This window comes from uncultured Allobosea sp., from assembly GCF_945956895.1.
Classification (GTDB): Bacteria; Pseudomonadota; Alphaproteobacteria; order Rhizobiales; family Beijerinckiaceae; genus Allobosea.
The window spans coordinates 16,865-42,505 of the sequence record NZ_CAMFJF010000025.1 but is presented as its reverse complement, the minus strand read 5'-3'; the positions used below and the strand labels follow the sequence as shown (position 1 = coordinate 42,505).

Genomic DNA, 25,641 nt, shown 5'->3' with positions numbered 1-25,641 from the left:
AACGGCAGCGTCCGCAAGGGCAGTATCCCTTGAAGACATGTCGGTCGCGACCGCAACCCCTTGATCAGGATCAAGCCCGAATGGCCTCGCTCGACTCCTTCAAAGCCCGCAAGACGCTCACCGCCGGCGGCAAGACCTACACCTATTACTCGCTCCCCGATGCCGAGAAGAACGGCCTGCCCGGTATCTCGAAGCTGCCCTTCTCGATGAAGGTGCTGCTCGAGAACCTGCTGCAGTTCGAGGACGGCCGCTCCGTCACCAAGGCCGACATCGAGGGCTTCGTCGCCTGGCTCGACGACAAGGGCACCGCCGGCAAGGAGATCGGCTTCCGCCCGGCGCGCGTGCTGATGCAGGACTTCACCGGCGTTCCGGCCGTGGTCGACCTCGCCGCGATGCGCGACGGCGTCAAGGCGCTCGGCGGCGACCCGCAGAAGATCAACCCGCTCGTTCCCGTCGATCTCGTCATCGACCACTCGGTCATCGTCGACGAGTTCGGCACGCCCAAGGCGCTCGCCCAGAACGTCGAGCTCGAATACGAGCGCAATGCCGAGCGCTACAAGTTCCTGAAGTGGGGTCAGGGCGCCTTCGACAATTTCCGCGTCGTCCCGCCCGGCACCGGCATCTGCCATCAGGTCAACCTTGAATACCTCGCCCAGACCGTCTGGACCCGCAAGGAGACCATCGACGGCGTCGAGGTCGAGGTTGCCTATCCCGACACGGTCGTCGGCACCGACTCGCACACCACCATGGTCAACGGCCTCGCCGTTCTCGGCTGGGGCGTCGGCGGCATCGAGGCCGAGGCCGCGATGCTCGGCCAGCCGCAATCGATGCTGCTGCCCGAGGTGATCGGCTTCAAGCTGACCGGTTCGCTCAAGGAAGGCATCACCGCGACCGACCTCGTGCTCACCGTTACGCAGATGCTGCGCAAGAAGGGCGTCGTCGGCAAGTTCGTCGAGTTCTTCGGCCCCGGCCTCTACAACCTGACGCTGGCCGATCGCGCGACCATCGCCAACATGGGCCCGGAATACGGCGCGACCTGCGGCTTCTTCCCGGTCGATGCCGAGACGCTGGACTATCTCACCACCACCGGCCGCAAGGCGGATCGCATCGCGCTGGTCGAGGCCTACAGCAAGGCGCAGGGCCTCTTCGCGACCCGCGAGACGCCCGATCCGGTCTTCACCGACACGCTCGAGCTCGATCTCTCCTCGGTCAAGCCTTCGATGGCCGGCCCGAAGCGCCCCGAAGGCCGCGTCGACCTCTCCGGCGTCAAGGCCGGCTTCGCCGCCGCCATGGACAGCGACTACAAGAAGGGCGCCGAGATCGCGCGCCGCGTTGAGGTCGAGGGCGAGGATTTCGACCTTGGCCATGGTGACGTCGTCATCGCCGCCATCACCTCCTGCACCAACACCTCGAACCCCTCGGTGCTGATGGCCGCCGGCCTGCTTGCCCGCAACGCCATCGCCAAGGGCCTCAAGGTCAAGCCCTGGGTGAAGACCTCGCTGGCCCCCGGCTCGCAGGTCGTCGCCGAATATCTCGCCAAGTCCGGCCTCCAGACCGATCTCGACAAGCTCGGCTTCAACCTGGTCGGCTTCGGCTGCACCACCTGCATCGGCAATTCCGGCCCGCTGCCGGCGCCGATCTCGAAGACGATCAACGAGAAGGGCCTGATCGCGGGCGCCGTCATCTCCGGCAACCGCAACTTCGAAGGCCGTGTCTCGCCGGACGTGCAGGCGAACTACCTGGCGTCGCCGCCGCTGGTCGTCGCCTATGCGCTCGCGGGCTCCGTCCAGATGGATCTGACCACGCAGCCGATCGGCACGGGCTCGGACGGCAAGGACGTCTATCTCAGGGATATCTGGCCCTCCAACAAGGAGATCCAGAGCTTCATCCGTGAGAACGTCACCCGCGCGATGTTCGAGGAGAAGTACGCCGACGTCTTCAAGGGCGATGCGCACTGGCAGGCGGTCGACGCCCCCAAGAGCGAGACCTATGCCTGGGACGACGATTCGACCTATGTGCAGAACCCGCCCTATTTCCAGGGCATGGGCAAGAAGCCGGCCGCGATCGGCGACATCAAGGGCGCACGGATCCTCGGCCTGTTCGGCGACAAGATCACCACCGACCACATCTCCCCCGCCGGTTCGATCAAGGCCGCCTCTCCGGCCGGTCACTACCTGACCGAGAACGGTGTCGCGGTGGCCGACTTCAACCAGTACGGCACGCGCCGCGGCAACCATGAGGTGATGATGCGGGGCACCTTCGCCAATATCCGCATCCGCAACCACATGCTCGGTCCGAACGGCCGCGAGGGCGGCTACACCATCCACTATCCCAGCAAGGAAGAGCTGCCGATCTACGACGCGGCGATGAAGTACCAAGCGGAGAAGGTGCCGCTGGTGATCTTCGCCGGCGTCGAATACGGCAACGGCTCCTCCCGCGACTGGGCGGCGAAGGGCACCAACCTCCTCGGCGTCAAGGCGGTGATCGCCCAGAGCTTCGAGCGCATCCACCGCTCGAACCTGGTCGGCATGGGCGTCGTTCCCTTCACCCTGCAGGAAGGCACAAGCTGGGCCTCGCTCGACCTGAAGGGCGACGAGAGCGTCACCATCCACGGCCTCGCCAACGTCAAGCCGCGCCAGATGATGGAAGCCGAGATCACCTATGCCGACGGCTCGGTGAAGAAGGTGCCGATCCTCTGCCGCATCGATACGCTGGACGAGATCGACTACTTCAAGAATGCCGGCATCCTGCATTACGTGCTGCGCGGCCTCGCCGCGTAAGCTCGACCTGCTCCCTCTCCCCTTGCGGGAGAGGGTTGGGGTGAGGGGTCGCGCCGACCTGAATCGTCCACCTCTTCACGTCACGGACGATTCCCGCCTGAGAGACCCCTCATCCGTCTCGGCTCCGCCGAGCCACCTTCTCCCGCAAGGGGAGAAGGACAGGCGGTGCCGGTTGTCCTCGCGCCCGCCGCAGTGTAAGGGGGCGGTTCAGTCATCCTCGGTGGCGACTAGGGGCAGGCGCAGGGCGAGTTCCCGCGCTCGGATGTCGTCCGCCATCACCGACAACAGACGGGAGCACCCGCAGCATGTCCGCCACGTTCGAGACGGTCGCCGGCATCATTTCCGAGACCTGCGATATTCCGCGGGAGAAGATCACCCCACAGAGCCACGCGATCGAAGATCTCGGCATCGATTCCCTGGCCTTCCTTGACATCGCCTTCGCGATCGACAAGGCCTTCGGCATCAAGCTGCCGCTCGAGCAGTGGACGCAGGAAGTCAACGAGGGCAAGGCCCCGGCCGAGCAGTATTTCGTGCTCGAGAATCTCTGCAAGCGCATCGACGATCTCGTCGCTGCCAAGAAGGCCTAAATCAGCCAGGCGCGATCGCCTGCCGCTGCCGCCGGACTTGAGCCGGCGCGCGGCTCCAGATAGAGCATAGGGGCCGTCGCGCGGATCATCCGATCCGTGCTGCGGCCCTGCGCCGTTCTAGAGCATTTTCGAGCGAAGTGGACACCGGTTCGCGTGAAGAAAATGCGACCCAACAAAGAGTAGGAGCATATCCGCGTTTCGAAGAATCGCGGTTATGCTCCAAGCCCACAGAGTCAAGGATCGCATGCGTCTCGAATATTTCGACATGATCGATAGGGTCGTGACCTTCGATCCGTCGCAGAAGCGCATCGTGACGCGCTCCACCGTCCCCACCGAGAGCCCGGTCTTCGAGGGTCACTTCCCCGGCCACCCGCTGGTGCCCGGCGTGTTGCTGACCGAGACCATGGCGCAGGCTTCCGGCTATCTCCTGCTCGGCCTCAACGGGCTTTCGCAGATGCCGTTCCTGATGACCGTCGACAAGGCGCGCTTCCGCACTTTCGTCGAGCCCCGGACCGAGCTGGAAGCCAGCGCCGAGCTGGTGATCGAGGGCTCCGGCTACGCCGCGACCAAGGCGAAGCTGACGAGCGGCGGCAAGCCGATCTGCGATGCCGAACTGCGTTTCCGCCTGATGCCATTCCCCGCCGATATGCGCGCGCTGATGCAGAGCCGCATCACAGCTATCGGCCTGACGCCGGAGCCTGCCCCATGAACCGCCGCGACGTGGTCATCACCGGCATCGGCATTGCCTCCAGCCTCGGCGAAGGCGTCGAGGCTCATGCCGCCGCGCTCGCCGCCGGCGGCCCGCCGGTCGTCGACACCGAAAGCTTCAAACCCTACCCGCTCCACCCGCTGGCAGCGCTGGAGCTCGACAAGCAGATTCCTAAAAAATCCGACCAGCGTCAGATGGAGCCCTGGCAGCGGCTCGGCGTCTACGCGGCCGGCCTCGCCCTCGATTCCGCGGGCTTAAAGGACGATGCAGAGGCGAAGAATGCCCTGCAGGTCATCGTCGCCGCAGGCGGCGGTGAACGCGATCACGCCGTCGACGCGGCGATCCTGGAGGGGTTGCGTGGCGCCAACGAGCCCGGCACTTTCCTCAACGAGCGCCTGATGAGCGATCTCCGGCCGACGCTCTTCCTCGCGCAGCTCTCCAACCTGCTCGCCGGCAATATCGCCATCGTCCATGGCGTCACCGGCCCCTCGCGCACTTTCATGGGCGAGGAGCAGGCCGGCGTCGACGCGATCCGCACGGCCCATGCCCGTATCGCTTCGGGCCAGTCCGACCTGATGCTGGTCGGCGGCGCCTATAACGCCGAGCGCCGCGACATGCTGCTGCTCTTCGAACTCGGCGGCTATCTGCACCGCGACGATTTCAAGCCGGTCTTCGCGCGCGAGAACGCGCCGGGCCTGATCACCGGCAGCGCCGGCGCCTTCCTCGTGCTGGAATCGGCCGAGCGCGCCGCCGCCCGCGGCGCCAAAGCCTATGCGAAGCTGAGCCATATGGGTGCCACCCGCAGCCGCCGCGCGGCCGGCACCGTCCAATCGGCCCTGACGCAGCTGCTCGGCAGCTTCGGTCCGGTCGCCACTGAAGCGCTCGCCATCTCCGCTGCGACCGGTTGCGCTGGTATCACCGGTGAGGAAGCGGCGGCCATCGCCGCAGCCGCCCCTTCGGCCAAGCGCATCGCGACCGGCGATCTTGTCGGCCATGGCGTCGAGGCCGCCTTCCCGGTTTCGGTGGCTTTGGCGGCAATCGCCCTGTCAGCCGGACAGGCGAAGGAAGCGATCGTCACCGGCGCCGGCCACTGGCGTGGCGAGGGCGCCGCGCATCTCGTTCAAGCGTGAGGGTTGAAGCCATGACCACGCATCGCGACACCAAGGGCCGTCCGCTCGTCGCCGTCACCGGGCTCGGCGTCGTCACCTCGCTCGGCCAGGGCAAGGAGACCAACTGGCAGGCGCTGACGGCCGGCAAGTCGGGTATCCACCGCATCGATCGCTTCCCGACCGAGGGCCTGAAGACCAGCATCGGCGGCACCGTCGATTTCCTGTTCGACGGCCCGTTCACGGCCCCCCAGCTCTCCGAGAAGCTCGCGACGCTCGCAGCCGAGGAGGCCGTCGGCCAGAGCGGCATCGGCTCGGCTGGCGATTTCCCCGGCGAACTCTTCATGGCGGTGCCCCCGGTGGAAATGGAATGGCCGCAGAAGCAGGAGATGGCCCAGGCCGTCTCCGGCGAGGTCGATTATGACGGCCTGCTGCGCGCCGCCGCGACCGGCAAGTACCGTGCGATGCACGAGCTCTTCGTCTTCGGCGGTGTCGCCGACCATATCGCTGACCGCTTCGGCACCAAGGGCTCGCCGATCTCGCTCTCGACCGCCTGCTCCTCCGGCGCGACCGCGATCCAGATGGGCGTCGAGGCGATCCGTCGCGGCGACACCCAGGCCGCCCTCTGCATCGGCACCGACGGCTCGATCCATGCCGAGGCCCTGATCCGCTTCTCGCTGCTCTCGGCTCTCTCCACCCAGAACGACTTGCCGGAAAGCGCCGCGAAACCCTTCTCGAAGAACCGCGACGGTTTCGTCATGGGCGAAGGCGCGGGCGCCCTGGTGCTGGAGGATTACGACCACGCGTTGGCGCGCGGCGCGACCATTCTGGGCATCGTCGCCGGCTGCGGCGAGCGCGGCGACGGCTTCCACCGCACCCGCTCGAGCCCGGACGGCAAGCCCGCCATTCTCGCCATGCAGGATGCGCTCGCAGATGCCGGGCTGACGCCCGACGATGTCGACTACATCAACGCCCACGGCACCTCGACGCCCGAGAACGACAAGATGGAGGCGATGAGCTGCGCCGCCGTCTTCGGCGAACGCATGGCGAGCCTGCCGATCTCCTCGAACAAGTCGATGATCGGCCACACGCTGACGGCCGCCGGCGCGGTCGAGGCGGTGATCTCCTTCATGACCATCGCCAACGGCACGATCCCGCCGACGATCAACTACGTGAACCCGGACCCCGCCATCGCGCTCGACGTCGTGCCGAACACGGCCCGCAAGGCGAAGGTGCGCACGGTGATCTCCAATTCCTTCGGCTTCGGCGGCCAGAACACCTGCCTCGTGCTGATGGCGCCTCCGGAGGCTGCATGACCAAGATTCTCGTCACCGGCGGCGCCAAAGGCGTCGGCGCCGCGATCGTGCGCGCGCTCGCCGCGGCCGGCCACGACGTCGATTTCACCTTCCGCTCCTCTGCCGACCCGGCGAAGGCGCTGGCCGAGGAAATCGCGGCGAGCCATCCCGGCCGGGCGATCACGGCCCTGCCGCTCGACCTTTCCGACAAGGAAGCGCTCGACGCCTTCTGCGAGGCGCGCGAAGGCGAGACCTATTTCGGCCTCGTCCACAATGCCGGCCAGCCCTATGATTCGCTCGCCGCGATGATGGCGCAGGACAAGGCCGAAGCGGCCATGCAGGTCAATTTCTGGGCCTTCACCCGCCTCGCCAAGAGCCTGATGCGCACCATGATCCGCGCCCGCGCCGGCCGCATCGTCGCGATCGGCTCGGTCGCGGCCTTGCGCGGCAATCCCGGCAACGCCGCCTATGCGGCCTCCAAGGGCGCGCTGATTTCCTATGCCAAGACGCTCGCGGTCGAGACCGGCAAGCGCGGCGTCACCGTCAACGTGATCGCGCCCGGCTTCGTCGACACCGACATGATGGCGCCCTACGCCGCCTACCGCGACAAGATGCAGGGTCAGATCCCGGCCGGCCGCTTCGCCAAGCCCGAGGAGGTCGCAGGCCTTGCCGCCTTCCTGATGAGCGAGCCCGCCGCCTATATCAGCGGCACCGTGCTGCCGATCGACGGCGGGCTGACGGCGCAGCTCGGCGTGCATCGCTGAGTTCATTGTTCTTCGTCATTGCGAGCGTAGCGAAGCAATCCAGGAGGGCGTAGAGTTCTACGAGCCTGGATTGCTTCGCTACGCTCGCAATGACGGGGGGTTCGATGGTGGATGTCACAATCGAGGTTGAAGCCGCCCTTGCGGGCCAGGTGACCAAGTTGGCAGCGGATATGCGGCATTCGCCCGAATGGATCATCGCGAGAGCCATCGAGAGCTACATTCAGCTAAACGCCTCGGACGTTGCGAGGATTCGCGAAGGCATCGCAGCAGCAGATCGCGGCGAGTTTGCAACGGATGAAGAGGTCGAGGCCGTTTTCCGAAAGCAGCACGATCGCGATCGGCAAAGTTGACGCCGACGATGAATTCCGCGATGCCGCGTCGGCCCCGCGCCTTACCTTTTACGCCCCGGCCATGACCGGGCAGTCTCGGAAGACCTGATACCCTCATGCGTTCCCTCCAGCTCCATGGCGACCGTGATCTCCGTCTCGAGGAGATCGAGCCGCCGCCGCCGCCCGCTCCGGGCGAGGTTCAGATCCGCATCAAGGCGGTCGGGCTGAACTATCTCGACCTCTGGGGCTTCCGCGGCATGGCCTTCGCCAAGCGCAAGATGCCGCAGGCGGCCGGCGTCGAGGCGGCCGGCGAGATCGTCTGTGTCGGCGAAGGTGTGACTGGCTTCGCGCCGGGCGATGTCGTCACCGCCTATGGCGCCGATACTTGCGGCCAGTGCAAGGCCTGCCGCGAGGGCCGCGACAATCTCTGCGAGAACGTCGCCGGCATCATGGGCTTCCATATCGACGGCTTCGCCCGCGAATTGCTCAACCGCCCGGCCCGCCTCACCATCAAGGCGCCGAAGGGCGTCTCCTTCGAGGATGCAGCCTGCGCGCCGATCGGCTTCGGCACGGTCCAGCACATGCTCTTCGACAATGCGAAGCTGGAACCCGGCGAATCCGTGCTCGTCCATGCCGGCGGCTCCGGCATCGGCACCGCCGCGATCCTGATGGCCAAGGCGATCGGCTGCACCGTCTACACCACCGTCGGCGACGACGAGAAGGGTGCCAAGGCCAAAGCGCTCGGCGCCGACCACGTCATCAACTACCGCGAGGATCGCTTCGAGGGCGTGGTGCGCAAGCTCACCGGCCGTAAGGGCGTCGATGTCGTGTTCGAGCATGTCGGCGCCGACACCTGGAACGGCTCGCTGCTCTGCCTGAAGCGCGGTGGCCGGCTCGTCACCTGCGGCGCGACCTCCGGCCCCTCGGCGACGATCAACCTGATGCAGCTCTTCCAGCAGCAATACCGCATCACCGGCTCCTTCGGCTGCCGCATCGAGAACATCGCGCAATCGCTGGAGAAGATGGCCGGCGGCATGAAGCCGGTGATCGATTCGGTCTTCCCGCTCGCCGAATTCGAGAAGGGCCTCGCCCGGATCGAGGGCCGCCAGGTCTTCGGCAAGGTCGTCATCGCCTTCTGAGCAGAGGCGGCCTGCCCCGCCCGGGCTTGACGCAAGCGGCTTCCTGCCCCAGATCGCCTTTTTGAGGCCCGGTCTTGCTCTCGGCACGGGCGAGCTAGAGCATTTTCAAGCGAAGTGGGCACCGGTTCGCGTGAAGAAAATGCGACCAAACAAATGGCAGAGCAGGTGTGCGTTGCGCAGCAACGCGGACTTGCTCTGAGGCAGGACCGACCTTGAGACGATTGAAGGCTATCGCCGCGCGCATCGGCGCGGCGGCGATGATCGGTGTGATCCGCACCCTGTTCGCGTTCCTGCGCCTGCTCGGCCCCGAGCGCGCCAGCGATCTCGGCGGCTGGCTGTTGCGCACGGCAAGCCCGCTCATCCCGGTCAACCGCGTCGCCCTCGCCAATATCCGCGCCGCCTTCCCCGAGAAGGGCGAGGCCGAGGTGAAGCGCATCGCGCGCGGCGCCTGGGAGAATCTCGGCCGCGTCGCCGGTGAATACGCCAACCTCAAGGCGCTGTTCGACTATGATTACCACAACCCCGACAAGCCCTCGCGCGTCGAGGTCAGGGGGATCGAGCATTTCATCGCGCTCAAGGACGACGAGAAGCCCGGCCTGATCTTCTCGACCCATCTCGCGAATTGGGAACTGCCGGCGATCTGCGCCGAGGCCTACGATCTCGAAACCACAGCCGTCTTCCGCGCCCCCAACGACCCGGCGATCGCCGCCGTCGTCCACGAGATCCGCTCCGGCGCGATGGGCGGGCTTGCCGCCGCGAAGCAAGGCGCGGCCTTCGCCATGCAGGGCGTGCTGGAGAATGGCGGCCATCTCGGCATGCTGATCGACCAGCATTTCACCCGCGGCGTCGTGGTGCCGTTCTTCGGCCGCCCGGCGCTGACCAATCCGATCATGGGCAAATTCGCCAGGCGCTTCGAATGCCCGGTCCATGGCGTGCGCGTCATCCGCCTGCCGAACCACCGCTTCCGGCTGGAACTGACGCCGCCGCTCGACCTGCCGCGCGACACCAATGGCGAGATCGATGTCCAGGGCGCGATGGCGATGATGACGGCCGTCGTCGAGGGCTGGGTGCGCGAATATCCCGAGCAATGGCTCTGGATGCATCGCCGCTGGCGGCCCAACATGATCTCGGCCGCGGCGCAGACCGAATTCGATCACGCCCGCGCGACCGTGCCGGTTTTCAAGGCAACGTGATTTCCCTCGCAAGCCGATTGCGGGCTTTGGTAACCTCCGGAAAAGAAGTTATCCGCAGAGTCCCGATCATGTCCCCGCGCCCGCGCCTCCTCGCAGCGACCGTTGCAGCTTTTGCCCTCGGCATGGCGGCAGCGCAGGCGCAGACGCCGGCAAAAGCGCCCAAGGCGGTAATCGAACTCTTCACCAGCCAGGGTTGCTCCTCTTGCCCGCCGGCCGACGCGCTGGTCGTCGAGCTGGCCAAGGACCCCACGCTGATCGCGCTCACCCTGCCGGTGACCTATTGGGACTATCTCGGCTGGAAGGACACGCTCGGAAAGGATTCCTTCGCCAAGCGCCAGAAATTCTACGCCAAGGCCCGCGGCGATGGGCAGGTCTACACCCCTCAGGTCGTCATCAACGGCGCCGCCCATGCGATCGGCTCGGAACGGGCCGAGATCGAGAAGGCAGTGAACCAGGTCGCCGCGACCGGATTCACCGCCCGGATCGCCCTGAAGGAGGAGAACGGCTCCCTCCAGATTCACGTCGCTCCGGCGAGCGACGAAAGCGAGGCCACGGCCGGCATCTGGGTGTTGCCGACCACGCGTCAGGCGGCGGTACCAGTGACGCGTGGCGAGAACCAGGGCCGCACGCTGACCTACGCCAATGTCGTGCGCGGCATGGTCCGCGTCGGCGACTGGACCGGCAAGGAGACGACCGTCACCGCACCGCTCTCGGCCACCCAGGCACCGGAGGCCGACGGCTATGTCGTGATCGTCCAGGCCGAATGGCCCGGCAAGCACGGCCTGATGATGCCCGGCGCGATCCTCGGCGCCGCCAAGGGGTTGGCTAAGCGCTGAGCTTCTTCCGTTCTCCCTGAACCGTCATTGCGAGCGCAGCGAAGCAATCCAGGGGGACTGGGCCAAACGCTTCAGCCCAGTCCCCCTGGATTGCTTCGTCGCTGACGCTCCTCGCAATGACGGCCCGCCGGATAGAGCATCGGCCCGAAAAGTGGAACGCGGTTTTCGAGAAAAGCCGATGCGAGATCAAAGAGATAGAGAGCTGTACTACAGCAGGATCACCTTGTTCGAGAGCTCGTCGACATCGCCGGGCACTGGCGGCACATGCTGTCCCAGCACCGCCCCGACCGAACCGACGGCGGCGATCAATCCTTCGGTCAGGCGATCCTCCCGTGCGGCAGCGAGCAGCGGCTCGATGATGCCGCGCCAGGTATCCTTCTCGACCAGCCCGTCGATGCCGGTATCGGCCAGGATCTCGGCATAGCGCTCCTGCAGGGCGATATAGAGCAGCACGCCGGTGCGCCCCTTCGTTCGCGTCAGCCCGCGTGCCGTGAACTCGCGCAAGGCCGCGTCATGCGCGCGCCGGCGCTTGACGAAGCCCGGCACGAAGCGCCCGCCGCGGCCGTACCAGAGCAAGGCCGCCAGCAGGCCGGCTGCGCAGATCAACTGGATCAGGAAGATGCGCGGCGCACTCATCACCGTCAGCCACAACAGCGGCCAGGGCACGAACAGCGCGAGCGTCAGCGCCATCATCGCCGGCACGTTGCGATAGCTCGACGCCGCCCGGTCAACCACCACGACGATCTCGCCCGCCGTCTGCATCTCGGCCCGGCGCACGGCTTCCGCGATCGCGTCCCTGTCGGCTGCATCCATCACCAGTCTCCCGAAGCCCCGCCGCCGCCCGAGGAGCCGCCGCCACCTGAAAATCCGCCGCCGCCCGAGCTCCAGCCGCCCCCGCCGCCGCTCCAGCCCGAGCTGGAGCCCGAGCCGGTGCTCCAGCCCGTACTCTGCGGCAGGGTCACCCATTGGCCGTTGCGCAGGCGATGTCGGCGCACCCCGCCCTGCTGGCTCAAGCCGCGCAGGAAGGCGACGATGAACAGGAAGATGAAGATCATCGCGATGATGACCGCGATATCCTCGCCCAGCGTGCTTTCGTCCGAGCGCACTTCGGCCTTGCGCTGCCATTCCTCGGCATCGCCGGCGAGGATGGTCAGGATCGCATCGACGCCGGCCTCGATTCCCCCGGCGAAATCACCGGTCTTGAATTTGGGCGCGATCGCCGTGGTGATGATGACCTTGGAGAGCGCATCGGTCAGCGCCCCTTCCAGGCCATAGCCGACCTCGATGCGGACCTTGCGCTCCTTCGGCGCGACGATCAGCAGGGCGCCGTTGTTCTTCGCCTTCTCGCCGAGCTTCCAGTGCCGAAAGAGCCCGTTGGCGAAATCCTCGATCGTGACGTCCTGCAGCGAGGGCACGGTCGCGACGACGACCTGATCCGAGGTCTTGTCCTCATGCGCCTTGAGCTTGTCCGCGATCCGCTGCCGGACATCAGGCGCCAGCAGATTGGCGCCGTCGACGACCCGCCCGGTCAGCGCGGGATAGGAAAGCTCGGCTGCGAGGGCGAAGAAAGTGCAAAGCAAAAAAAGGAAGAATACGGAAACGCAACGCAGAATCCCTCTCCTGTAAGGAGAGGGGCAGGGGTGAGGTGTAGGCCGTTGGACCATTAGAGTTCCGAGCCAACCGCTGCCGCGGCAAGGGCTCGGCCAAGACGTTTCCCGTCCTGCCCTCACCCCTGCCCCTCTCACGCTCGGGAGAGGGGTTCCCCGTGCCTCTTTTGGCGAGACCATAGGCCCTTCAGAACTTCACCGCCGGCGGTCGCTCGGCGCCAGCCGTCGCCGCGAACGTCTCCATCGGCTTGGCGCCCCAGAACAGCTTCGCCCAGATCACGCCCGGGAAGGTGCGGATCTCGGTGTTGAAGGCCTGCACGGCCTGGATGTAGTCGCGCCGGGCCACCGCGACGCGGTTCTCGGTGCCCTCGAGCTGCGACTGCAGGGCGAGGAAATTCTGGTTGGACTTCAGCTCAGGATAGCGCTCGACCGTGACGAGCAGACGCCCGAGAGCGCCGGTGAGCTGATTCTGCGCGTCCTGGTACTCCTTGAACTTCGCGGGGTCGTTGATCGTGGAGGCATCGACCTTGACCTGGCTCGCCTTGGCGCGGGCCTCGACCACGGCGGTCAGGACCTCGCGCTCCTGCGCGGCATAGCCCTTCACCGTCTCGACGAGATTGGGGATCAGGTCGGCGCGGCGCTGATACTGGTTCTGCACCTCGGACCAGGCGGCTTTCGCCTTTTCCTCCAGCGTGGGAACGTTGTTGTAGCCGCAGCCGGCGAGCACGACGCCGAGCATGCCGAGGACAAGCCAGGTGAGCGGCCGGCGAAGATGGGTCGAAAACGACATGCCGAAAACCCCTTTTGGCAACGTCAGAACAATCGATTCGGACCTTACTCGCCAGCGCCCGCCCCTCCAAGCTGTCACGCCGCGACGAATGGCCTATCCTGCGTTTCTCATCGGAGTTCCGCCATGCGCCTGTCTCTCCTACTCGCCTTGTCGCCAGCCTTGCTGGCCACCCAGATCGCCGTCGCCCAGCCGCAAGCACCCGCTCCCGAGGCCGCGACCGGGCGCACCGCCAAGACGCTCGGCACGGCCCAGCACTTCATGGCCGCCGCCGCCAATCCGCTGGCCGCGACGGCGGGCCGCGACATCCTGCGCGCGGGCGGCAGCGCGACGGACGCCGCCATCGCCATCCAGTTCGTCCTCAATCTCGTCGAGCCGCAGAGCTCCGGCATCGGCGGCGGCGCCTTCTTCGTCCATTGGGACGAGGCCAGCCGCAAGGTGACGACGCTCGACGGCCGCGAGACCGCGCCGGCCGCCGCCAAGCCCGATCGCTTCATGAAGGATGGCAAGCCGATGCCGTTCAAGGAGGCCGTGGTCGGCGGCCGCTCAGTCGGCGTGCCCGGCACGCTGAAGCTGCTGGAAGAGGCGCATCGCCGCTGGGGCAAGCTGCCCTGGGCCGATGTCGTGGCGCCTGCGCTAAAACTGGCGGAGGAAGGCTTCGCAATCTCGCCGCGTCTCAACGGCTTGCTCGCTGGTGAGAAGGACCTGCCGAAAAACGCGCTGGCCGCCGCCTATTTCTACGAGCCTGACGGCAAGCCCAAGGCGGTCGGCACCGTCCTGAAAAACCCGGCCTTCGCTGCGACGCTGCGCGCCGTGGCGGCACAGCGCTCGGAAGCCTTCTACAAGGGCCCGATCGCCGAGGACATCGTCGCGACGGTCACCGGCCATCCGACCAATCCCGGCGACATCACGCTTGCCGATCTCGCCGCCTACAAGGTCGAGGAGCGCGAGGCGGTCTGTGGCGCCTATCGCATCTGGCGCCTGTGCGGCATGGGCCCGCCAAGCTCGGGCGCCGTCGCGCTCCAGCAGATGCTCGGCATGCTCGAAGGCCAGGATCTGCGCCGCATGGGGCCGGGCGCCGAGGCTGCGCACTGGTTCAGCGAGACCGGCCGGCTCGCCTTCGCCGATCGCGCGCTCTATCTCGCCGACCCCACCTTCATCAGCGTGCCCGTCAGCGGCCTGATCGACCGCGACTATGTCCGCTCGCGGGCCGGCCTGATCAGCCCCGAACGCTCGATGGGCCGCGCAAAGGCAGGCAATCCCCCGAACAAGCGGGCGCAACTGCTGGCGCCCTCCGACGGCGTCGAGAACGGCACCAGCCATATCTCCGTCGTCGACGCCGACGGCAACGCCGTCGCCATGACCACGACGATCGAGGACGGGTTCGGCTCGCGCCTGATGACCAAGGGTGGCTTCCTGCTCAACAACGAGCTGACCGATTTCAATTTCGCGCCGGAGGAGGACGGCAAGCCCGTCGCCAACCGCGTCGAAGCGGGCAAGCGCCCGCGCTCCTCGATGGCGCCGACATTGGTCTTCGATGCTTTCGGCCGGCTCCATGCCGTGGTCGGCTCGCCCGGCGGCAGCCAGATCATCGGCTATGTCGGCAAGACGCTCATCGCTCTGCTCGACTGGAAGATGGACCCGCAACAGGCCGTCGATTTCGGCAATTTCGGCAGCCGCAACGGCCCGACCGAACTGGAAAAGGGCACCGAGGCCGAGGCCTGGAAGGCCGCGCTCGAAGCGAAGGGACACGAGGTCCGCCTGCTGGAGATGACCTCGGGCACGCAGGCCATCGTCAAGACGCCGGAAGGCTTTCTGGGTGGCGCCGACGGCCGCCGCGAGGGCGTCGCGATCGGGGATTGAGCGGCATGAAGCTCCGTCATGCTCGGGCTTGGCCCGAGCATCTCATGCCGAAGGAGGCGCTTCGCCGAGCCCTATCCTGCGAGAGATTCTTGGGGCTCTGCGCTTCGCTTCGCCCGAGAATGACGCGTGAGGATCACGGCTGCGCCGGACGCTCGCCGCCGGCTCCGCGCCCGGCGATCAGCCAGTAGACGAAGCCCGTCGCCGCTCCGACCAGGAAGAGCCCCGAGATGATCTGGATCTCGGCCGTGCTCGGCGCCCGCGACAATCTCAGCATGGCGAGCGGCAATAGCGCAGCCAGCAGCCCGGTGAAGCCACTCTGGAGCAGGCCGCTGCGCAAGCGGAACAGCTCCGAGCCGACCGCGACCAGCACGACCGGCGCGACGATGATCGCCATCCCGAGCTTGCCGATCAGGGCGAAGGCCGCCTGCGCGGCAGGTGCCGGATCGACGCCGCTCTCGGCGAGCCCAAACAGGATATCGATCAATCGCTCGATGCCGCCGCCGATCAGCATGGCCACGGCGGGCGAAGCAAAACTCGCCATTCCCAGGAAGAACACGCCAGCCCCCATCGCGACGAGGCAGGCGAAGGGGATCAACAGGATCCAGCGCAGCAAGGCTTATTCCGCCGCGACAGCAGGGGCAGCAGCCTGCGCCTCATCCAGCATCAGGCGGGCACGGGCGGAAAGCTTTTCCGTTTCACTCTTGAGCTGGCCGCAGGCGGCGAGAATGTCGCGCCCGCGCGGCGTGCGCACCGGCGAGGCATAGCCCGCGCGGAAGACGATCTCGGAGAAGCGCTCGATCCGATCCCAGTCCGAGCACTCGTATTTGGTGCCGGGCCAGGGATTGAACGGGATCAGGTTGATCTTGGCCGGAATGCCCTTGAGCAGGCGGACGAGCTCGCGCGCCTCGGCATCGGAATCGTTCACGCCCTTCAGCATGACGTACTCAAACGTTATCCGTTTCGCATTCGAGAGCCCCGGATAGTTCCGGCAGGCGTCGAGCAAGTCCTTGATCGGGTATTTCTTGTTGAGCGGCACCAGCTCGTTGCGCAGGTCGTCGCGCACCGCATGCAGCGAGATCGCCAGCATCGTGCCCATCTCCTCGCCGAGCGGGCCGATCTGCGGCACCACGCCCGAGGTCGAGACGGTGATCCGCCGGCGCCCGAGCGACAGACCCTGATCGTCGGTGATCACGCCGATCGCGTCGCGCACGCCGTCGAAATTGTAAAGCGGCTCGCCCATGCCCATGAAGACGATGTTCGAGACGAAGCGCCCGCCATCATTCGGCACGAACGCGCCGTCAGGCGCCTTGCGGTTCGGGAAATCGCCGAGCCGGTCGCGCGCCACCATCACCTGGGCGACGATCTCCTCGGTCTTGAGATTACGCACCAGGCGCTGCGTGCCGGTATGGCAGAAGGTGCAGGTCAGCGTGCAGCCAACCTGGCTGGAGACGCAGAGCGTGCCGCGGTCGACCTCGGGGATATAGACGCATTCGATCTCGGCGCCGCGATCATGCGGGCCGGTCGAGGGCATGCGCATCAGCCATTTGCGGGTGCCGTCGGTCGAGACCTGCTCGGCGGTCACGGTCGGCAGGTCGAGCGAGAAGCGCTCGGCGAGCTGTCCGCGCAAGCCCTTGCCGATCGTCGTCATCGCGTCGAATTCGCGCACGCCGTAATGGTAGATCCAGTTCCAGAGCTGGCCGACGCGCATGCGCCGCTCCTTCTCGGGCACGCCGATCTCGGCCAGCGCCTCAAGCAGGCCGGCGCGGGTGCGCCCGACCAGCGAGGGGCGTCGCAAAACGGGTTCGGCCGCCGGAGCGGCGGTAGCGGGAACGGATGCGGTCATCGGAGCTCTGTCGTCGCCCATCGGGGAAGGCGCGGGATTTCGCGGCTCCCTAGCACAATTCAGAGAAAATCGGAAATCGACCCTCGCCGTCATTCTCGGGCGGAGCGCAGCGCAGACCCGAGAATCTCCGGACGAGAAGGCGCTGTGAGTTTCTTTTGGCTCGTCATGCTCGGATCAGGCCCGAGCATGACGAGCCTTCCCACTCGGCCTCACAGCGCCGCCGATCGCCTTACTTGCAGGCGTCCTCGGCCCGCTTCACGATCTGGCTGATGCCCGCGAGCGAGTACTTGTCGCTGGTCGGGTTGCCACGCTTGGAGGTGCCCTTGATCTCCAGCCCGGAGCCGCGGCGCAACGCGTCGAGCATGCGCGGCTCCTCGGCCGGGTTCTTCAGCCACATGTTCTGGCCCTTGGCGACCAGCGCAAAGCGCTCGTTGCCGATGATCGCCTGATGCTCGACCCCTTCCTTGAGGTCGAAATTCATCACGAAGCTGATCTCGTTGCGCACGCCCTCGCCCGGGCGGCTGGAGACGAAGAGCAGACCTTCGACATCCTTGAGATTCGCGGGGATGCGGGTCTCGGCCTTGGACAGGGCATAGCAGACCTTGGAGCGGCCCTGCTGCGACGAGAAGGCCTGCCACTTGCCGGCGCTTTCCAGCAGCATGGCCTGGCCTTGGCCGGGAGCCGGAGCGGCGGCGGTCGCGGTCGCCGCGGCGGGCTTCGGCTTGGCGGGAGCCGCCTCGGCCGGCAGGGTGGCCACGCCGAGAACGCCGGCCATCAGGCCGAGCGCGATGGCGGAGCGGGAAAGAGCGGCGTCGCGGGTGCGGAGGAACGAGCTGATCATGGACCGCCATCAGTCACTAAAAATCTTAATACCGCGTTTACCACCTGTTGATCAGGCGCGCTCACGCGGGGACGGCGGCATAGAGTGTCACGATCCTGGCGAAAATGCGAATGGCGGCGGGGCGGTTTCGTGCCGCCTCCAGCCATGCCAGAATCGAAAGCGATGACGACGAAGGCGGATCGACGATGAAGGCCCTGCTCTGCGACCATCACGGACCGGCCGAGGAACTGGTGATCCGCGACCTGCCCGATCCTGAGCCCGGCCCCGGCGAGGTCGTCGTCGCGGTGAAGGCCGCCGCCCTCAATTTCTTCGATACGCTGATCATCCAGGGCCGCTACCAGACCAAGCCGGCCTTCCCCTTCTCGCCCTCGGCCGAATGCGCCGGCACCATCGCCGCCATCGGCGAGGGCGTGAGCGGCTGGCAAGTCGGCGAGCGCGTCGCGGCCTGGCTGGGCTATGGCGCAGCTCGCGAAAAGGTGGCCGTCTCCGCCGATCAAATCATCCGCATTCCCGACCGGCTCGACGATGCCCAGGCCGCCGGCCTCTTCGTCACCTATGGCACCGCCATGCACGGACTGATCCAGCGCGCCGGACTCAAGGCCGGCGAGACGCTCGCGGTTCTCGGCGCTTCAGGCGGAGCCGGGCTCGCGGCGGTCGAGATCGGCGCTCTTCTCGGCGCCCATGTCATCGCCTGCGCCTCTTCGGCCGACAAGCTCGCGCTCGCCCGCGAGCATGGCGCGCAGGAGGAGATCGACTATGCGCGCGACGATATCCGCGCAGAACTGAGGAAAATCACCGAGGGCCGCGGCGTCGACGTGCTCTACGATACGGTCGGCGGGGAGTTGGCCGAACCCGCCCTGCGCTCGATGGCCTGGGAGGGGCGCTATCTCGTGGTCGGCTTCGCTGGCGGCGAGATCCCGAAAATCCCGATCAACCTCTTGCTGCTGAAGGGCTGCGACCTGCGCGGCGTCTTCTGGGGCCAGTTCGTCGCGCGCGATCCGGCCAGCCATCGCCGCAACATGGAACGCCTGCTGGACTGGGCGGCGGGCGGCCATATCCGCGCCCATGTCCATGCCACGATACCGCTGGAGCGCTGGACCGAGGCCTATGCGCTGATCGCCGACCGCAAGGCCAAGGGCAAGATCGTGCTGACGCTGTGACGATTCCAGCTTGTCTCATGCCCGGATGAAAACCACCGCCGTCATCCCGGACGTAGCGAAGCGGAGATCCGGGATCCATCGTAAAGCACCGGCACCCTCCGATGGATCCCGGATCGGCGCGGCTGCGCCGCTTGTCCGGGATGACGGCGTGTTTCGGTGAAAGCTGACTAAAGCTCCGCCATCGCCTTCTTCGCCCGCTCGCGATGCTCGATCGTGATCGAGCCGGCGACGGCCGCGATGGCCGCTGCGATCACCGCGGCATCGTCGGTGAAGCCGATCAGCGGCATGATGTCGGGGATGGCATCCACCGGCAGCACGAAATAGCCGAGCGCGGCGAGCAGCGTCAGCCGCACCCGCCGTGGCGTCGCCGGATCGCGCGCGCAGAACCACGCCGCCAGCAGATCCTCGGCAAACGGAATACGCTTCGCGACGCGCTTGAGCCGGGCCATGAAATCGGCGCCGAACTTCGCTTCGTCGCGCAGGCTCTTGCGGATCGCCTCCATCTCCTCGCGGCTGAAGCTTGCGCTGAACCCCTCGCTCATCCCTGTCTCACTCCTTGGCATCCGGTGATGCCGATGATCGCGCAGCCGTCATTGGCGCGCCATGTCGAAAGATGGCCCCGGCGCAATCCTGCACAAGAGGCGGTTCCGAAAACCCGCTTGGAACAGCGCGAGGCGCCCTCTAAACCGGCTGTCAGAACAAGATTGACGGGAAACGCGCCATGAAACTCGATTCCTCCTTCGCCGCCATCGTCACCGGTGGCGCCTCCGGCCTCGGCGAGGCGACCGCGCGCATGCTGGCGGGCCAGGGCGTCAAGGTCGCGCTGCTCGATCTCAATGCCGAGCGCGGCGAGGCCATCGCCAGGGACATTGGCGGCGTCTTCGCCCTCTGCGACGTCACCAGCGAAGCTTCCGTCGACGAGGCGCTGGCCAAGGCGCGTGCCGCCCATGGCGTCGCCCGCGTCATCGTCAACTGTGCCGGCATCGCGCCCGGCCGCCGTGTCGTCTCGAGGAAGCGCGATACTGGCGAGCTTGTCGCGCATGACCTCGCCACCTTCGAGAAGGCGGTCGCGATCAACCTGAACGGCACATTCCGCGTCATCGCCAAATCGGCGGTCGCGCTCGCCGGACTCGATCCCGTCACCGAGGATGGCAGCCGTGGCGTCATCATCTGCACGGCCTCGGTCGCGGCCGAGGACGGCCAGATCGGTCAGGCTGCCTATGCCGCCTCCAAGGCCGGCGTCGTCGGCATGACCCTGCCGATTGCGCGCGATCTGGCCGGTGTCGGCATCCGCATCGTCACGATCATGCCCGGCCTGTTCGAAACGCCGATGTTCGCCGGCCTCCCCGACGAGGCCAAGGCCTCGCTCGCGGTCTCGGTGCCGCATCCCTCGCGCCTCGGCCGCCCAGCGGAATATGCCGCGCTCGCCCGCAGCATCATCGAGAACGACATGCTGAACGGCACTGCGATCCGCCTCGACGGCGCGATTCGCTTGGCGCCGAAATAGTACCGTCATTGCGAGCGTAGCGAAGCAATCCAGGGGGACGTAGAGCTCTGCCGCCCCTGGATTGCTTCGTCGCTGCGCTTCTCGCAATGACGACCTCAGACGATCCGAAAAACCTCGCCGGCGCTGCGGTCCCGGTAGAGGTCCACGCGCTCGCCATTCCAGTGATAGTCGAGATGCCGCCCCTGCACGGGGTGGCCGGCGCCGTCGGGATAGAACAGCCCGACGCATTCGCCGCCGGGGCAGCGCACGCTGGGATAGGCGATTCCGGCCGAGCCGAGCCCCCGCAAGCCGATGCCAAGCGCCTGGCTCGCAGCATAGTCCACGGGATCGAGCACCGGCGCAGCTTCGGCCCCGAGCGGCCGGATATCGTGAAGCTGCGCATCGACGTCCAGCACGATCTCGCGGAATTGCGAGGTCCAGCCCGGAGGCTGGGACGTCGCCAGCATGAAGCGGGCGTGATGGTGGATCGTCTCCAGCAGCGCCACCTCGAAGCGGTCGCCGACATAGAGCGCGCCGAAGCTGCCATCGCTGAAGCGGCTCGGCCGGTCCGGGCTGACATGAGTGAAGGGCGCCATCAGCCAGCTCGCGCCCGGCCCCGAGACGCGCCGCTCCGCCGGCACCAGATCGAGATTGCCGATCGTCTCCATCAGGCGCGGATTGGTCTTCTGCTCGGCCGCGATCAGAAGCGGCCAGTCGGCAGGATCGGCGATGTCCTCGAACAGGTCGATCGGCGGAAAGATGCTGCGGATGATCCGGACCGCGCCGCGCCACTCAAGTTCCGCGACCGGCAGGCTCGCCGGATCGATCACCAGGCGCCTCGCTCGGCATCGAGCAGGCGCCGCACCCGCATCAAATCCGTGAGCTCGCCGCCGAGCATGACATCCAGCGCCGATTTCCCGCCGAAATCGGCATTGGCCAGCTTGATCCAGTCATAGCCGCGCTGCGGCTCGGTAAAGATCAGGCGCAACGCCTTGTGAATACCCATCAGATTCGAGAGCCGCGCCTTGCCGTCGCGCGAGATGCGGCCGATCTCGCCGGCCTTCCAGCGCCGATAGCTCCTGACCGGCAGGTCGATCAGCACCGCCGCGTCCTCGTCGGTGATCCGCCAGAGCCGGAACAGGTTGACGGCGGCGCGGAACATCGCCGCCGCCTCGTCATCCGTGATGGGGTCAGGGACGAAATCGCGCTGGGCCGTCTCGATGCGCAGCAGGGCCGTCATGGCATCGCTCTCCATTTGGCATAAAATGGAGATAATCCTGCCAAATGGCAAGAGACGCCCAAAGCACCGTCGTCATCCCGGACAAGCGACGAAGTCGCGCCGATCCGGGATCCATGCCGGAGCGTTTCCGATCTAGGTTCAGGCATGGATCCCGGGTCTGCGCTTCGCTCCGCCCGGGATGACAGCGTAGAGATTGCTGGGCCTTACTCTTCGGTTTTTGCCGGCTTGATCTCGTGCTTCAGGATCAACGGCGTCTGCGCCAGCGCGAAGGCCATGGTCAGCGGCATCACGCCCCAGACCTTGAAGGCGACCCAGAAATCCTGGGTCTGCGTGCGCCAGACCACCTCGTTCAGCGCCGCCAGCACGAAGAAGAACAGGCCCCAGCGGAAGGTCAGCTTGCGCCAGCCCTCCTCGTCGAGCTGCAGCACCGTCTCCAGCACCAGCGAGAGCAGCGAGCGCCCGAAGAACAAACCGCCGAGCAGAACGCAGCCGAACAGCGAATTCACGATGGTCGGCTTGACCTTGATGAAGAAGGCGTCGTCCAGCGCCAGCGTCAAACCGCCGAAGACGGTAACGACGATCGCGTTCACGATCGCCATGCGCGGCAGATAGCCCATCAGCGCCCGCGACAGCGCCAGTGCGATCAGCGATGCCGCGATGAAGATGCCGGTCGCGACGAAGATGCGCCGGTCCTCGGCAACATGGAACAGCCGGTCGCCATAGGAATTGGCGAAGAAGAAGATCGCCAGCGGCCCGAATTCCAGCGCGAGCTTCAGGAGCGGATTGACCGCCTTGCCCTTGCCCGCCACCTCGGCCGGTTGCTGCATCGTCTCGCTCACGCGGCCTCTCCTGAAGCTGATTCCATGCCCGCCACGGCCCGCGCGAAATCGCGCGCCGAGAACGGCTCCAGATCGTCGACGCTCTCGCCGACGCCGATGAAATGCACGGGCAGGCCGAATTGCGCCGCCAGCGCCACCAGGATGCCGCCGCGCGCCGTGCCGTCGAGCTTGGTCATGACGAGCCCGGTTACGCCCGCCGTCTCGCGGAAGGCCTCGACCTGCGAAATCGCGTTCTGGCCGACGGTGGCGTCGAGCACGAGCAGGGCCGCATGCGGGGCGCTCGGGTCCTGCTTGCGGATGACGCGCACGACCTTCGCAAGCTCGTCCATGAGCCCCTGCTTGTTCTGCAAGCGACCGGCCGTGTCGACCAGCAGCACGTCGGTATTGTCTGCCTTGGCCTTCTGCAGCGCCTCGAAGGCGAGGCCCGCCGCATCGGCGCCCTGCTGACCGTAGACGACCTCGGCCCCGGTGCGCTCGCCCCAGACCCGCAATTGCTCGATCGCCGCGGCGCGGAAGGTGTCGCCGGCCGCGAGCATCACGGATTTGCCCTCGGCGCGGAATTTCGCCGCGAGCTTGCCGATCGTCGTGGTCTTGCCGGAGCCATTGACCCCGACCATCAGCAGCACGAACGGCTTTTTCGTGGCGTCGATCGCCAGCGGCTGGGCGACGGGCAGAAGGATCGTCTCGACCTCCCGCGCCAGGATCGCCTTCACCTCGGCCGGCTCGATCTGCTTGTCGTAGCGGCCGTCACCGACCGCCTTGGCGATCTTCGCCGAGGTCGCAAGGCCGAGATCGGCCTGGATCAGGATGTCTTCGAGATCCTCGAGCGTGCCGGCATCGAGCTTGCGCTTGGTGAAGAGGTCGGTGATCCCCGTCGTCAGCGCCGATGAGGTCCGCGACAGTCCCTCGGTCAGCCGCCGCCACCAGCTCCGCTTCGGCTGCGGCGTAGGGGCAGGAGCGGGCTCGGGAGCTGGCAACGAGGCAACGGTAACCTCGGATTCCGGTTCCGGCTCGGCCGGAGGCGCAACGTCTTCAACCGGAACAGGCGGTGAGACGGGCTCAGGGACCGGCGCCTGGACGACAAGCGCTTCCGCCTCCGCAGCTGGCGGAGAAGCAACCTCTTCGGGTTCCGGCTTCGATTCCTCGACCGGCTCCACAACCTGCTCGGTCACCGTCTCCGGGGCGGGCACCGGCTTGGCCGGTTCCTCGTCGCGTCCGAACAGCCTCGAAAAGAAGCCGCGCTTTTTCGGTTCGGTCTCGCTCATCGTCGTCCTGTCTTCGGTTCGGCGGGCATATCAGGTTGCGCCGCCGTGCCGGCTTCGTCGGAGCCCGTTCCGCAAAGGTGGGTACCACCTTTGCGATAAGAACGTGCTCCAGCGTCTTTTTTGACTCTGCGCGAATTCTGATCGTTCGACCGTTTCGGTCGAACGGAAAGCGCGCTATCGCAATGCCATGGCGCAGCCGGACCGACCAGAAAATTCGCAATCCCACGAGCAGGGCGACGCCGAACTGCCGGTGCCGCTGCTCTATCGCGACGCCATGATGCTCGTCATCGACAAGCCCGCCGGCCTGCCCTCGCATCGCGGTCCCCAGGCCAAGCGTCGCATCATCCCGGTGCTGACCGATTATCTCGACGCACTGCGCTTCGGCCTGCCGCGCAAGCCGGAAGCCGCTCACCGGCTCGACAAGGACACCTCCGGCTGTCTCGTGCTCGGCCGTCATCCCCGCGCCATGGCCGAGCTCAACCAGATGTTTCGCGACGGGCGCATCGACAAGACCTATTGGGCGATCGTGCTGGGCCACCCCGCGCAGGACGAAGGATTGATCGACCTTCCCCTCGCCAAACGCTCGCCGGAGCGCGGCTGGTGGATGAAGGTCGATCCCGCCGGCCTGCCCTCGCAGACCCGCTATCGCGTTCTGGGCCGCGGCGAGAGCGAGCATGGCCCGCTCGCCTGGCTCGCGCTGGAACCGCTGACCGGGCGCACGCATCAATTGCGCGTCCACTGCCAGGCCTCGGGCTGGCCGATGCTCGGCGATGAGATCTATGGCGACGCCCCGCGCGAGGGCGGCCCCGGCCTCCAGCTTCATGCAAGGGCGATCACCGTGCCGCTCTACAAGAAGCGCGATCCGATCACGGTCGAGGCGCCGCCTCCGGCTCACATGCTGGCGGCGCTGCGGGCTTGCGGGTGGAGCGCGTAGAGGGTGACCACTCCGCGCGTGTCATCCCTGGCGACCGAAGGGAGACCCGGAATCCATGCCTGAACCTTGATCGGAAGCGCTCCGGAACGGATCCCGGCTCGGCGCAGCTTCGCTGCTTGTCCGGGATCACTCGCGGAGAGGCACAGGTTCAATGCCCGAGCGCGTCGATTGCCTTGGCCAGCTTGACGTCGAGTTCGGTCAGGCCGCCCGCATCATGGGTGGCGAGCGTGATATCGACAGTGCGGTAGACATTCGACCATTCCGGATGATGGTTCATCGCCTCGGCCAACAGTGCGACGCGCGTCATCCAGCCGAAGGCCTCGCTAAAATCGCGGAAGACGAAGCGCTTGGCGATGGCCTCGCGCCCCTGCACCAGCTTCCAGCCGGTCAGGGTGGCCAGCGCTTCGGCTTGTGCCTCTTGGCTCAATCGCTTCGGCCGGGTCATCGGCGCATCTCCCGCGACAGGCGATTCGGATAGGAGGGGCCAAGCGGATAGGCCGCCTCCAGCACATAGGGGCCGCCGCCGACCGAATCGCGCGAGGACATCAAGGCCACCCGGCGCGCGGTGAAGGTGAACGGCCTGATGATCGGATGCAGGCTGAGGAAATGGGCAAGCTCGACAGGGGTCGTGTCCCGCAAACGCGCCAGCGTGACATGCGGTACGAATTTCCGCCCCTCCGCCGGCAGGCCGAGGCGGCGCATCTGCCGCTCGATATCGGCCTGGAGATCGGTCAGGGCCTTGCCCGGCTGCACCCGCGCGAACAGGGCCCGCGGCTTGTCGCCGCCAAAGCTACCGAGCGCATCGAGCGTCACCTCGAACGGATAGGCCGTGAGGTCGGAGAGCATGTGGTCGACATCGTTCGCCATGCGGCGGTCGACATCGCCCAGGAAGCGCAGGGTGATGTGATAGTCGGCCGGCTCGATCCAGCGCGCGCCCGACAATCCGCCGCGATGCAATGTCAGCCCGGTCGCGACCTCGGCGGGAATTTCCAGAGCGATGAACAGCCTCGGCATGAGCGAATCCCTGCCAAGCGATTG

27 protein-coding genes are annotated in these 25,641 nt (G+C 66.7%); 14 read left to right on the top strand and 13 right to left on the bottom strand.

Annotated elements, in window-relative coordinates; translation table 11 throughout:
• Positions 1–80: 80 nt before the first annotated feature.
• The 10 genes from acnA (at position 81) to Q0Q02_RS14650 (ending at position 10,738) form a co-directional block, all read left to right on the top strand.
• Entirely contained in the window at positions 81–2,780 is a 2,700-nt protein-coding gene (gene acnA / locus Q0Q02_RS14695; RefSeq protein WP_293810485.1) for an aconitate hydratase AcnA, read from the top strand.
• A 305-nt stretch (positions 2,781–3,085) separates the two neighbouring features.
• On the top strand, positions 3,086–3,367 hold the full coding sequence (locus Q0Q02_RS14690) for an acyl carrier protein (RefSeq protein WP_047580420.1): 282 nt from the start codon (positions 3,086–3,088) through the stop codon (positions 3,365–3,367).
• Between the two features lie 244 nt (positions 3,368–3,611).
• The gene (locus tag Q0Q02_RS14685; protein WP_293810484.1) at positions 3,612–4,076 is read left to right on the top strand and encodes a 3-hydroxyacyl-ACP dehydratase FabZ family protein; all 465 of its coding nucleotides are present in this window, start codon (positions 3,612–3,614) and stop codon (positions 4,074–4,076) included.
• Complete coding sequence (locus tag Q0Q02_RS14680) at positions 4,073–5,206, top strand: beta-ketoacyl-ACP synthase (RefSeq protein ID WP_293810483.1); 1,134 nt, start codon at positions 4,073–4,075, stop codon at positions 5,204–5,206. Before Q0Q02_RS14685 ends, Q0Q02_RS14680 begins: the two co-directional genes overlap by 4 nt.
• An 11-nt stretch (positions 5,207–5,217) precedes the next feature.
• Entirely contained in the window at positions 5,218–6,498 is a 1,281-nt protein-coding gene (locus tag Q0Q02_RS14675) for a beta-ketoacyl-ACP synthase (RefSeq protein WP_293810482.1), read from the top strand.
• Positions 6,495–7,241: an SDR family oxidoreductase gene (locus Q0Q02_RS14670; RefSeq protein WP_293810481.1), complete on the top strand. Its 747-nt coding sequence runs from the start codon at positions 6,495–6,497 to the stop codon at positions 7,239–7,241. Before Q0Q02_RS14675 ends, Q0Q02_RS14670 begins: the two co-directional genes overlap by 4 nt.
• A gap of 104 nt (positions 7,242–7,345) precedes the next feature.
• On the top strand, positions 7,346–7,591 hold the full coding sequence (locus tag Q0Q02_RS14665) for a hypothetical protein (protein ID WP_293810480.1): 246 nt from the start codon (positions 7,346–7,348) through the stop codon (positions 7,589–7,591).
• 95 nt (positions 7,592–7,686) lie between these two features.
• Positions 7,687–8,709: a zinc-binding dehydrogenase gene (locus Q0Q02_RS14660; RefSeq protein WP_293810479.1), complete on the top strand. Its 1,023-nt coding sequence runs from the start codon at positions 7,687–7,689 to the stop codon at positions 8,707–8,709.
• A 212-nt stretch (positions 8,710–8,921) separates the two neighbouring features.
• Entirely contained in the window at positions 8,922–9,902 is a 981-nt protein-coding gene (locus tag Q0Q02_RS14655; protein WP_293810478.1) for a lipid A biosynthesis lauroyl acyltransferase, read from the top strand.
• 68 nt (positions 9,903–9,970) lie between these two features.
• The gene (locus Q0Q02_RS14650; protein ID WP_293810477.1) at positions 9,971–10,738 is read left to right on the top strand and encodes a DUF1223 domain-containing protein; all 768 of its coding nucleotides are present in this window, start codon (positions 9,971–9,973) and stop codon (positions 10,736–10,738) included.
• 207 nt (positions 10,739–10,945) lie between these two features.
• On the opposite strand, the gene Q0Q02_RS14645 is transcribed toward Q0Q02_RS14650, so the two are convergent.
• The 3 genes from Q0Q02_RS14645 to Q0Q02_RS14635 all read right to left on the bottom strand — a co-directional run bounded on the left by Q0Q02_RS14645 (position 10,946) and on the right by Q0Q02_RS14635 (position 13,084).
• The gene (locus Q0Q02_RS14645; protein ID WP_293810476.1) at positions 10,946–11,551 is read right to left on the bottom strand and encodes a TPM domain-containing protein; all 606 of its coding nucleotides are present in this window, start codon (positions 11,549–11,551) and stop codon (positions 10,946–10,948) included.
• The gene (locus Q0Q02_RS14640) at positions 11,551–12,318 is read right to left on the bottom strand and encodes a TPM domain-containing protein (RefSeq protein ID WP_293810475.1); all 768 of its coding nucleotides are present in this window, start codon (positions 12,316–12,318) and stop codon (positions 11,551–11,553) included. The genes Q0Q02_RS14645 and Q0Q02_RS14640 overlap by 1 nt, the downstream gene beginning before the upstream one ends.
• A gap of 214 nt (positions 12,319–12,532) precedes the next feature.
• Positions 12,533–13,084: a LemA family protein gene (locus Q0Q02_RS14635; RefSeq protein ID WP_293798575.1), complete on the bottom strand. Its 552-nt coding sequence runs from the start codon at positions 13,082–13,084 to the stop codon at positions 12,533–12,535.
• Between the two features lie 174 nt (positions 13,085–13,258).
• Between Q0Q02_RS14635 and ggt the strand changes: the two genes are divergently transcribed.
• Complete coding sequence (gene ggt, locus Q0Q02_RS14630) at positions 13,259–14,995, top strand: gamma-glutamyltransferase (RefSeq protein WP_293810474.1); 1,737 nt, start codon at positions 13,259–13,261, stop codon at positions 14,993–14,995.
• A gap of 133 nt (positions 14,996–15,128) precedes the next feature.
• On the opposite strand, the gene Q0Q02_RS14625 is transcribed toward ggt, so the two are convergent.
• The 3 genes from Q0Q02_RS14625 to Q0Q02_RS14615 all read right to left on the bottom strand — a co-directional run bounded on the left by Q0Q02_RS14625 (position 15,129) and on the right by Q0Q02_RS14615 (position 17,679).
• Positions 15,129–15,608: a hypothetical protein gene (locus Q0Q02_RS14625; protein WP_293810473.1), complete on the bottom strand. Its 480-nt coding sequence runs from the start codon at positions 15,606–15,608 to the stop codon at positions 15,129–15,131.
• Positions 15,609–15,611: 3 nt separating this feature from the next.
• Positions 15,612–16,838, bottom strand: coding sequence for a 23S rRNA (adenine(2503)-C(2))-methyltransferase RlmN (gene rlmN, locus Q0Q02_RS14620; protein ID WP_293810472.1), 1,227 nt, complete (start codon positions 16,836–16,838; stop codon positions 15,612–15,614).
• Between the two features lie 229 nt (positions 16,839–17,067).
• Positions 17,068–17,679, bottom strand: a complete 612-nt coding sequence (locus Q0Q02_RS14615) for a hypothetical protein (protein WP_293810471.1) — start codon at positions 17,677–17,679, stop codon at positions 17,068–17,070.
• A gap of 185 nt (positions 17,680–17,864) precedes the next feature.
• Between Q0Q02_RS14615 and Q0Q02_RS14610 the strand changes: the two genes are divergently transcribed.
• Positions 17,865–18,839 (top strand): NADPH:quinone oxidoreductase family protein, encoded by a 975-nt coding sequence (locus tag Q0Q02_RS14610; protein WP_293810470.1) that lies wholly within the window; start codon positions 17,865–17,867, stop codon positions 18,837–18,839.
• 167 nt (positions 18,840–19,006) lie between these two features.
• Here the strand turns inward: Q0Q02_RS14610 and Q0Q02_RS14605 are convergent, their stop codons facing one another.
• Positions 19,007–19,342 (bottom strand): YkvA family protein, encoded by a 336-nt coding sequence (locus Q0Q02_RS14605; RefSeq protein ID WP_293810504.1) that lies wholly within the window; start codon positions 19,340–19,342, stop codon positions 19,007–19,009.
• Between the two features lie 218 nt (positions 19,343–19,560).
• On the opposite strand from Q0Q02_RS14605, the gene Q0Q02_RS14600 reads away from it, so the two are divergent.
• Positions 19,561–20,346, top strand: a complete 786-nt coding sequence (locus Q0Q02_RS14600; RefSeq protein WP_293810469.1) for an SDR family NAD(P)-dependent oxidoreductase — start codon at positions 19,561–19,563, stop codon at positions 20,344–20,346.
• Between the two features lie 95 nt (positions 20,347–20,441).
• Here Q0Q02_RS14600 and Q0Q02_RS14595 read toward each other — a convergent pair whose 3' ends face one another.
• The 4 genes from Q0Q02_RS14595 to ftsY all read right to left on the bottom strand — a co-directional run bounded on the left by Q0Q02_RS14595 (position 20,442) and on the right by ftsY (position 23,669).
• Positions 20,442–21,155, bottom strand: coding sequence for an RES family NAD+ phosphorylase (locus Q0Q02_RS14595; RefSeq protein ID WP_293810468.1), 714 nt, complete (start codon positions 21,153–21,155; stop codon positions 20,442–20,444).
• Complete coding sequence (locus Q0Q02_RS14590; RefSeq protein ID WP_293810467.1) at positions 21,152–21,565, bottom strand: MbcA/ParS/Xre antitoxin family protein; 414 nt, start codon at positions 21,563–21,565, stop codon at positions 21,152–21,154. Before Q0Q02_RS14590 ends, Q0Q02_RS14595 begins: the two co-directional genes overlap by 4 nt.
• 203 nt (positions 21,566–21,768) lie before the next feature.
• Complete coding sequence (locus Q0Q02_RS14585) at positions 21,769–22,392, bottom strand: septation protein A (protein ID WP_293810503.1); 624 nt, start codon at positions 22,390–22,392, stop codon at positions 21,769–21,771.
• Between the two features lie 8 nt (positions 22,393–22,400).
• On the bottom strand, positions 22,401–23,669 hold the full coding sequence (ftsY, locus tag Q0Q02_RS14580; RefSeq protein ID WP_293810466.1) for a signal recognition particle-docking protein FtsY: 1,269 nt from the start codon (positions 23,667–23,669) through the stop codon (positions 22,401–22,403).
• Between the two features lie 274 nt (positions 23,670–23,943).
• Between ftsY and Q0Q02_RS14575 the strand changes: the two genes are divergently transcribed.
• The gene (locus Q0Q02_RS14575) at positions 23,944–24,603 is read left to right on the top strand and encodes an RNA pseudouridine synthase (RefSeq protein ID WP_293810502.1); all 660 of its coding nucleotides are present in this window, start codon (positions 23,944–23,946) and stop codon (positions 24,601–24,603) included.
• 148 nt (positions 24,604–24,751) lie between these two features.
• Here Q0Q02_RS14575 and Q0Q02_RS14570 read toward each other — a convergent pair whose 3' ends face one another.
• Both Q0Q02_RS14570 and thpR read right to left on the bottom strand, forming a co-directional pair.
• Positions 24,752–25,048 (bottom strand): 4a-hydroxytetrahydrobiopterin dehydratase, encoded by a 297-nt coding sequence (locus Q0Q02_RS14570; RefSeq protein ID WP_293810465.1) that lies wholly within the window; start codon positions 25,046–25,048, stop codon positions 24,752–24,754.
• Complete coding sequence (thpR, locus tag Q0Q02_RS14565; RefSeq protein ID WP_293810464.1) at positions 25,045–25,617, bottom strand: RNA 2',3'-cyclic phosphodiesterase; 573 nt, start codon at positions 25,615–25,617, stop codon at positions 25,045–25,047. Before thpR ends, Q0Q02_RS14570 begins: the two co-directional genes overlap by 4 nt.
• Positions 25,618–25,641: the final 24 nt, after the last annotated feature.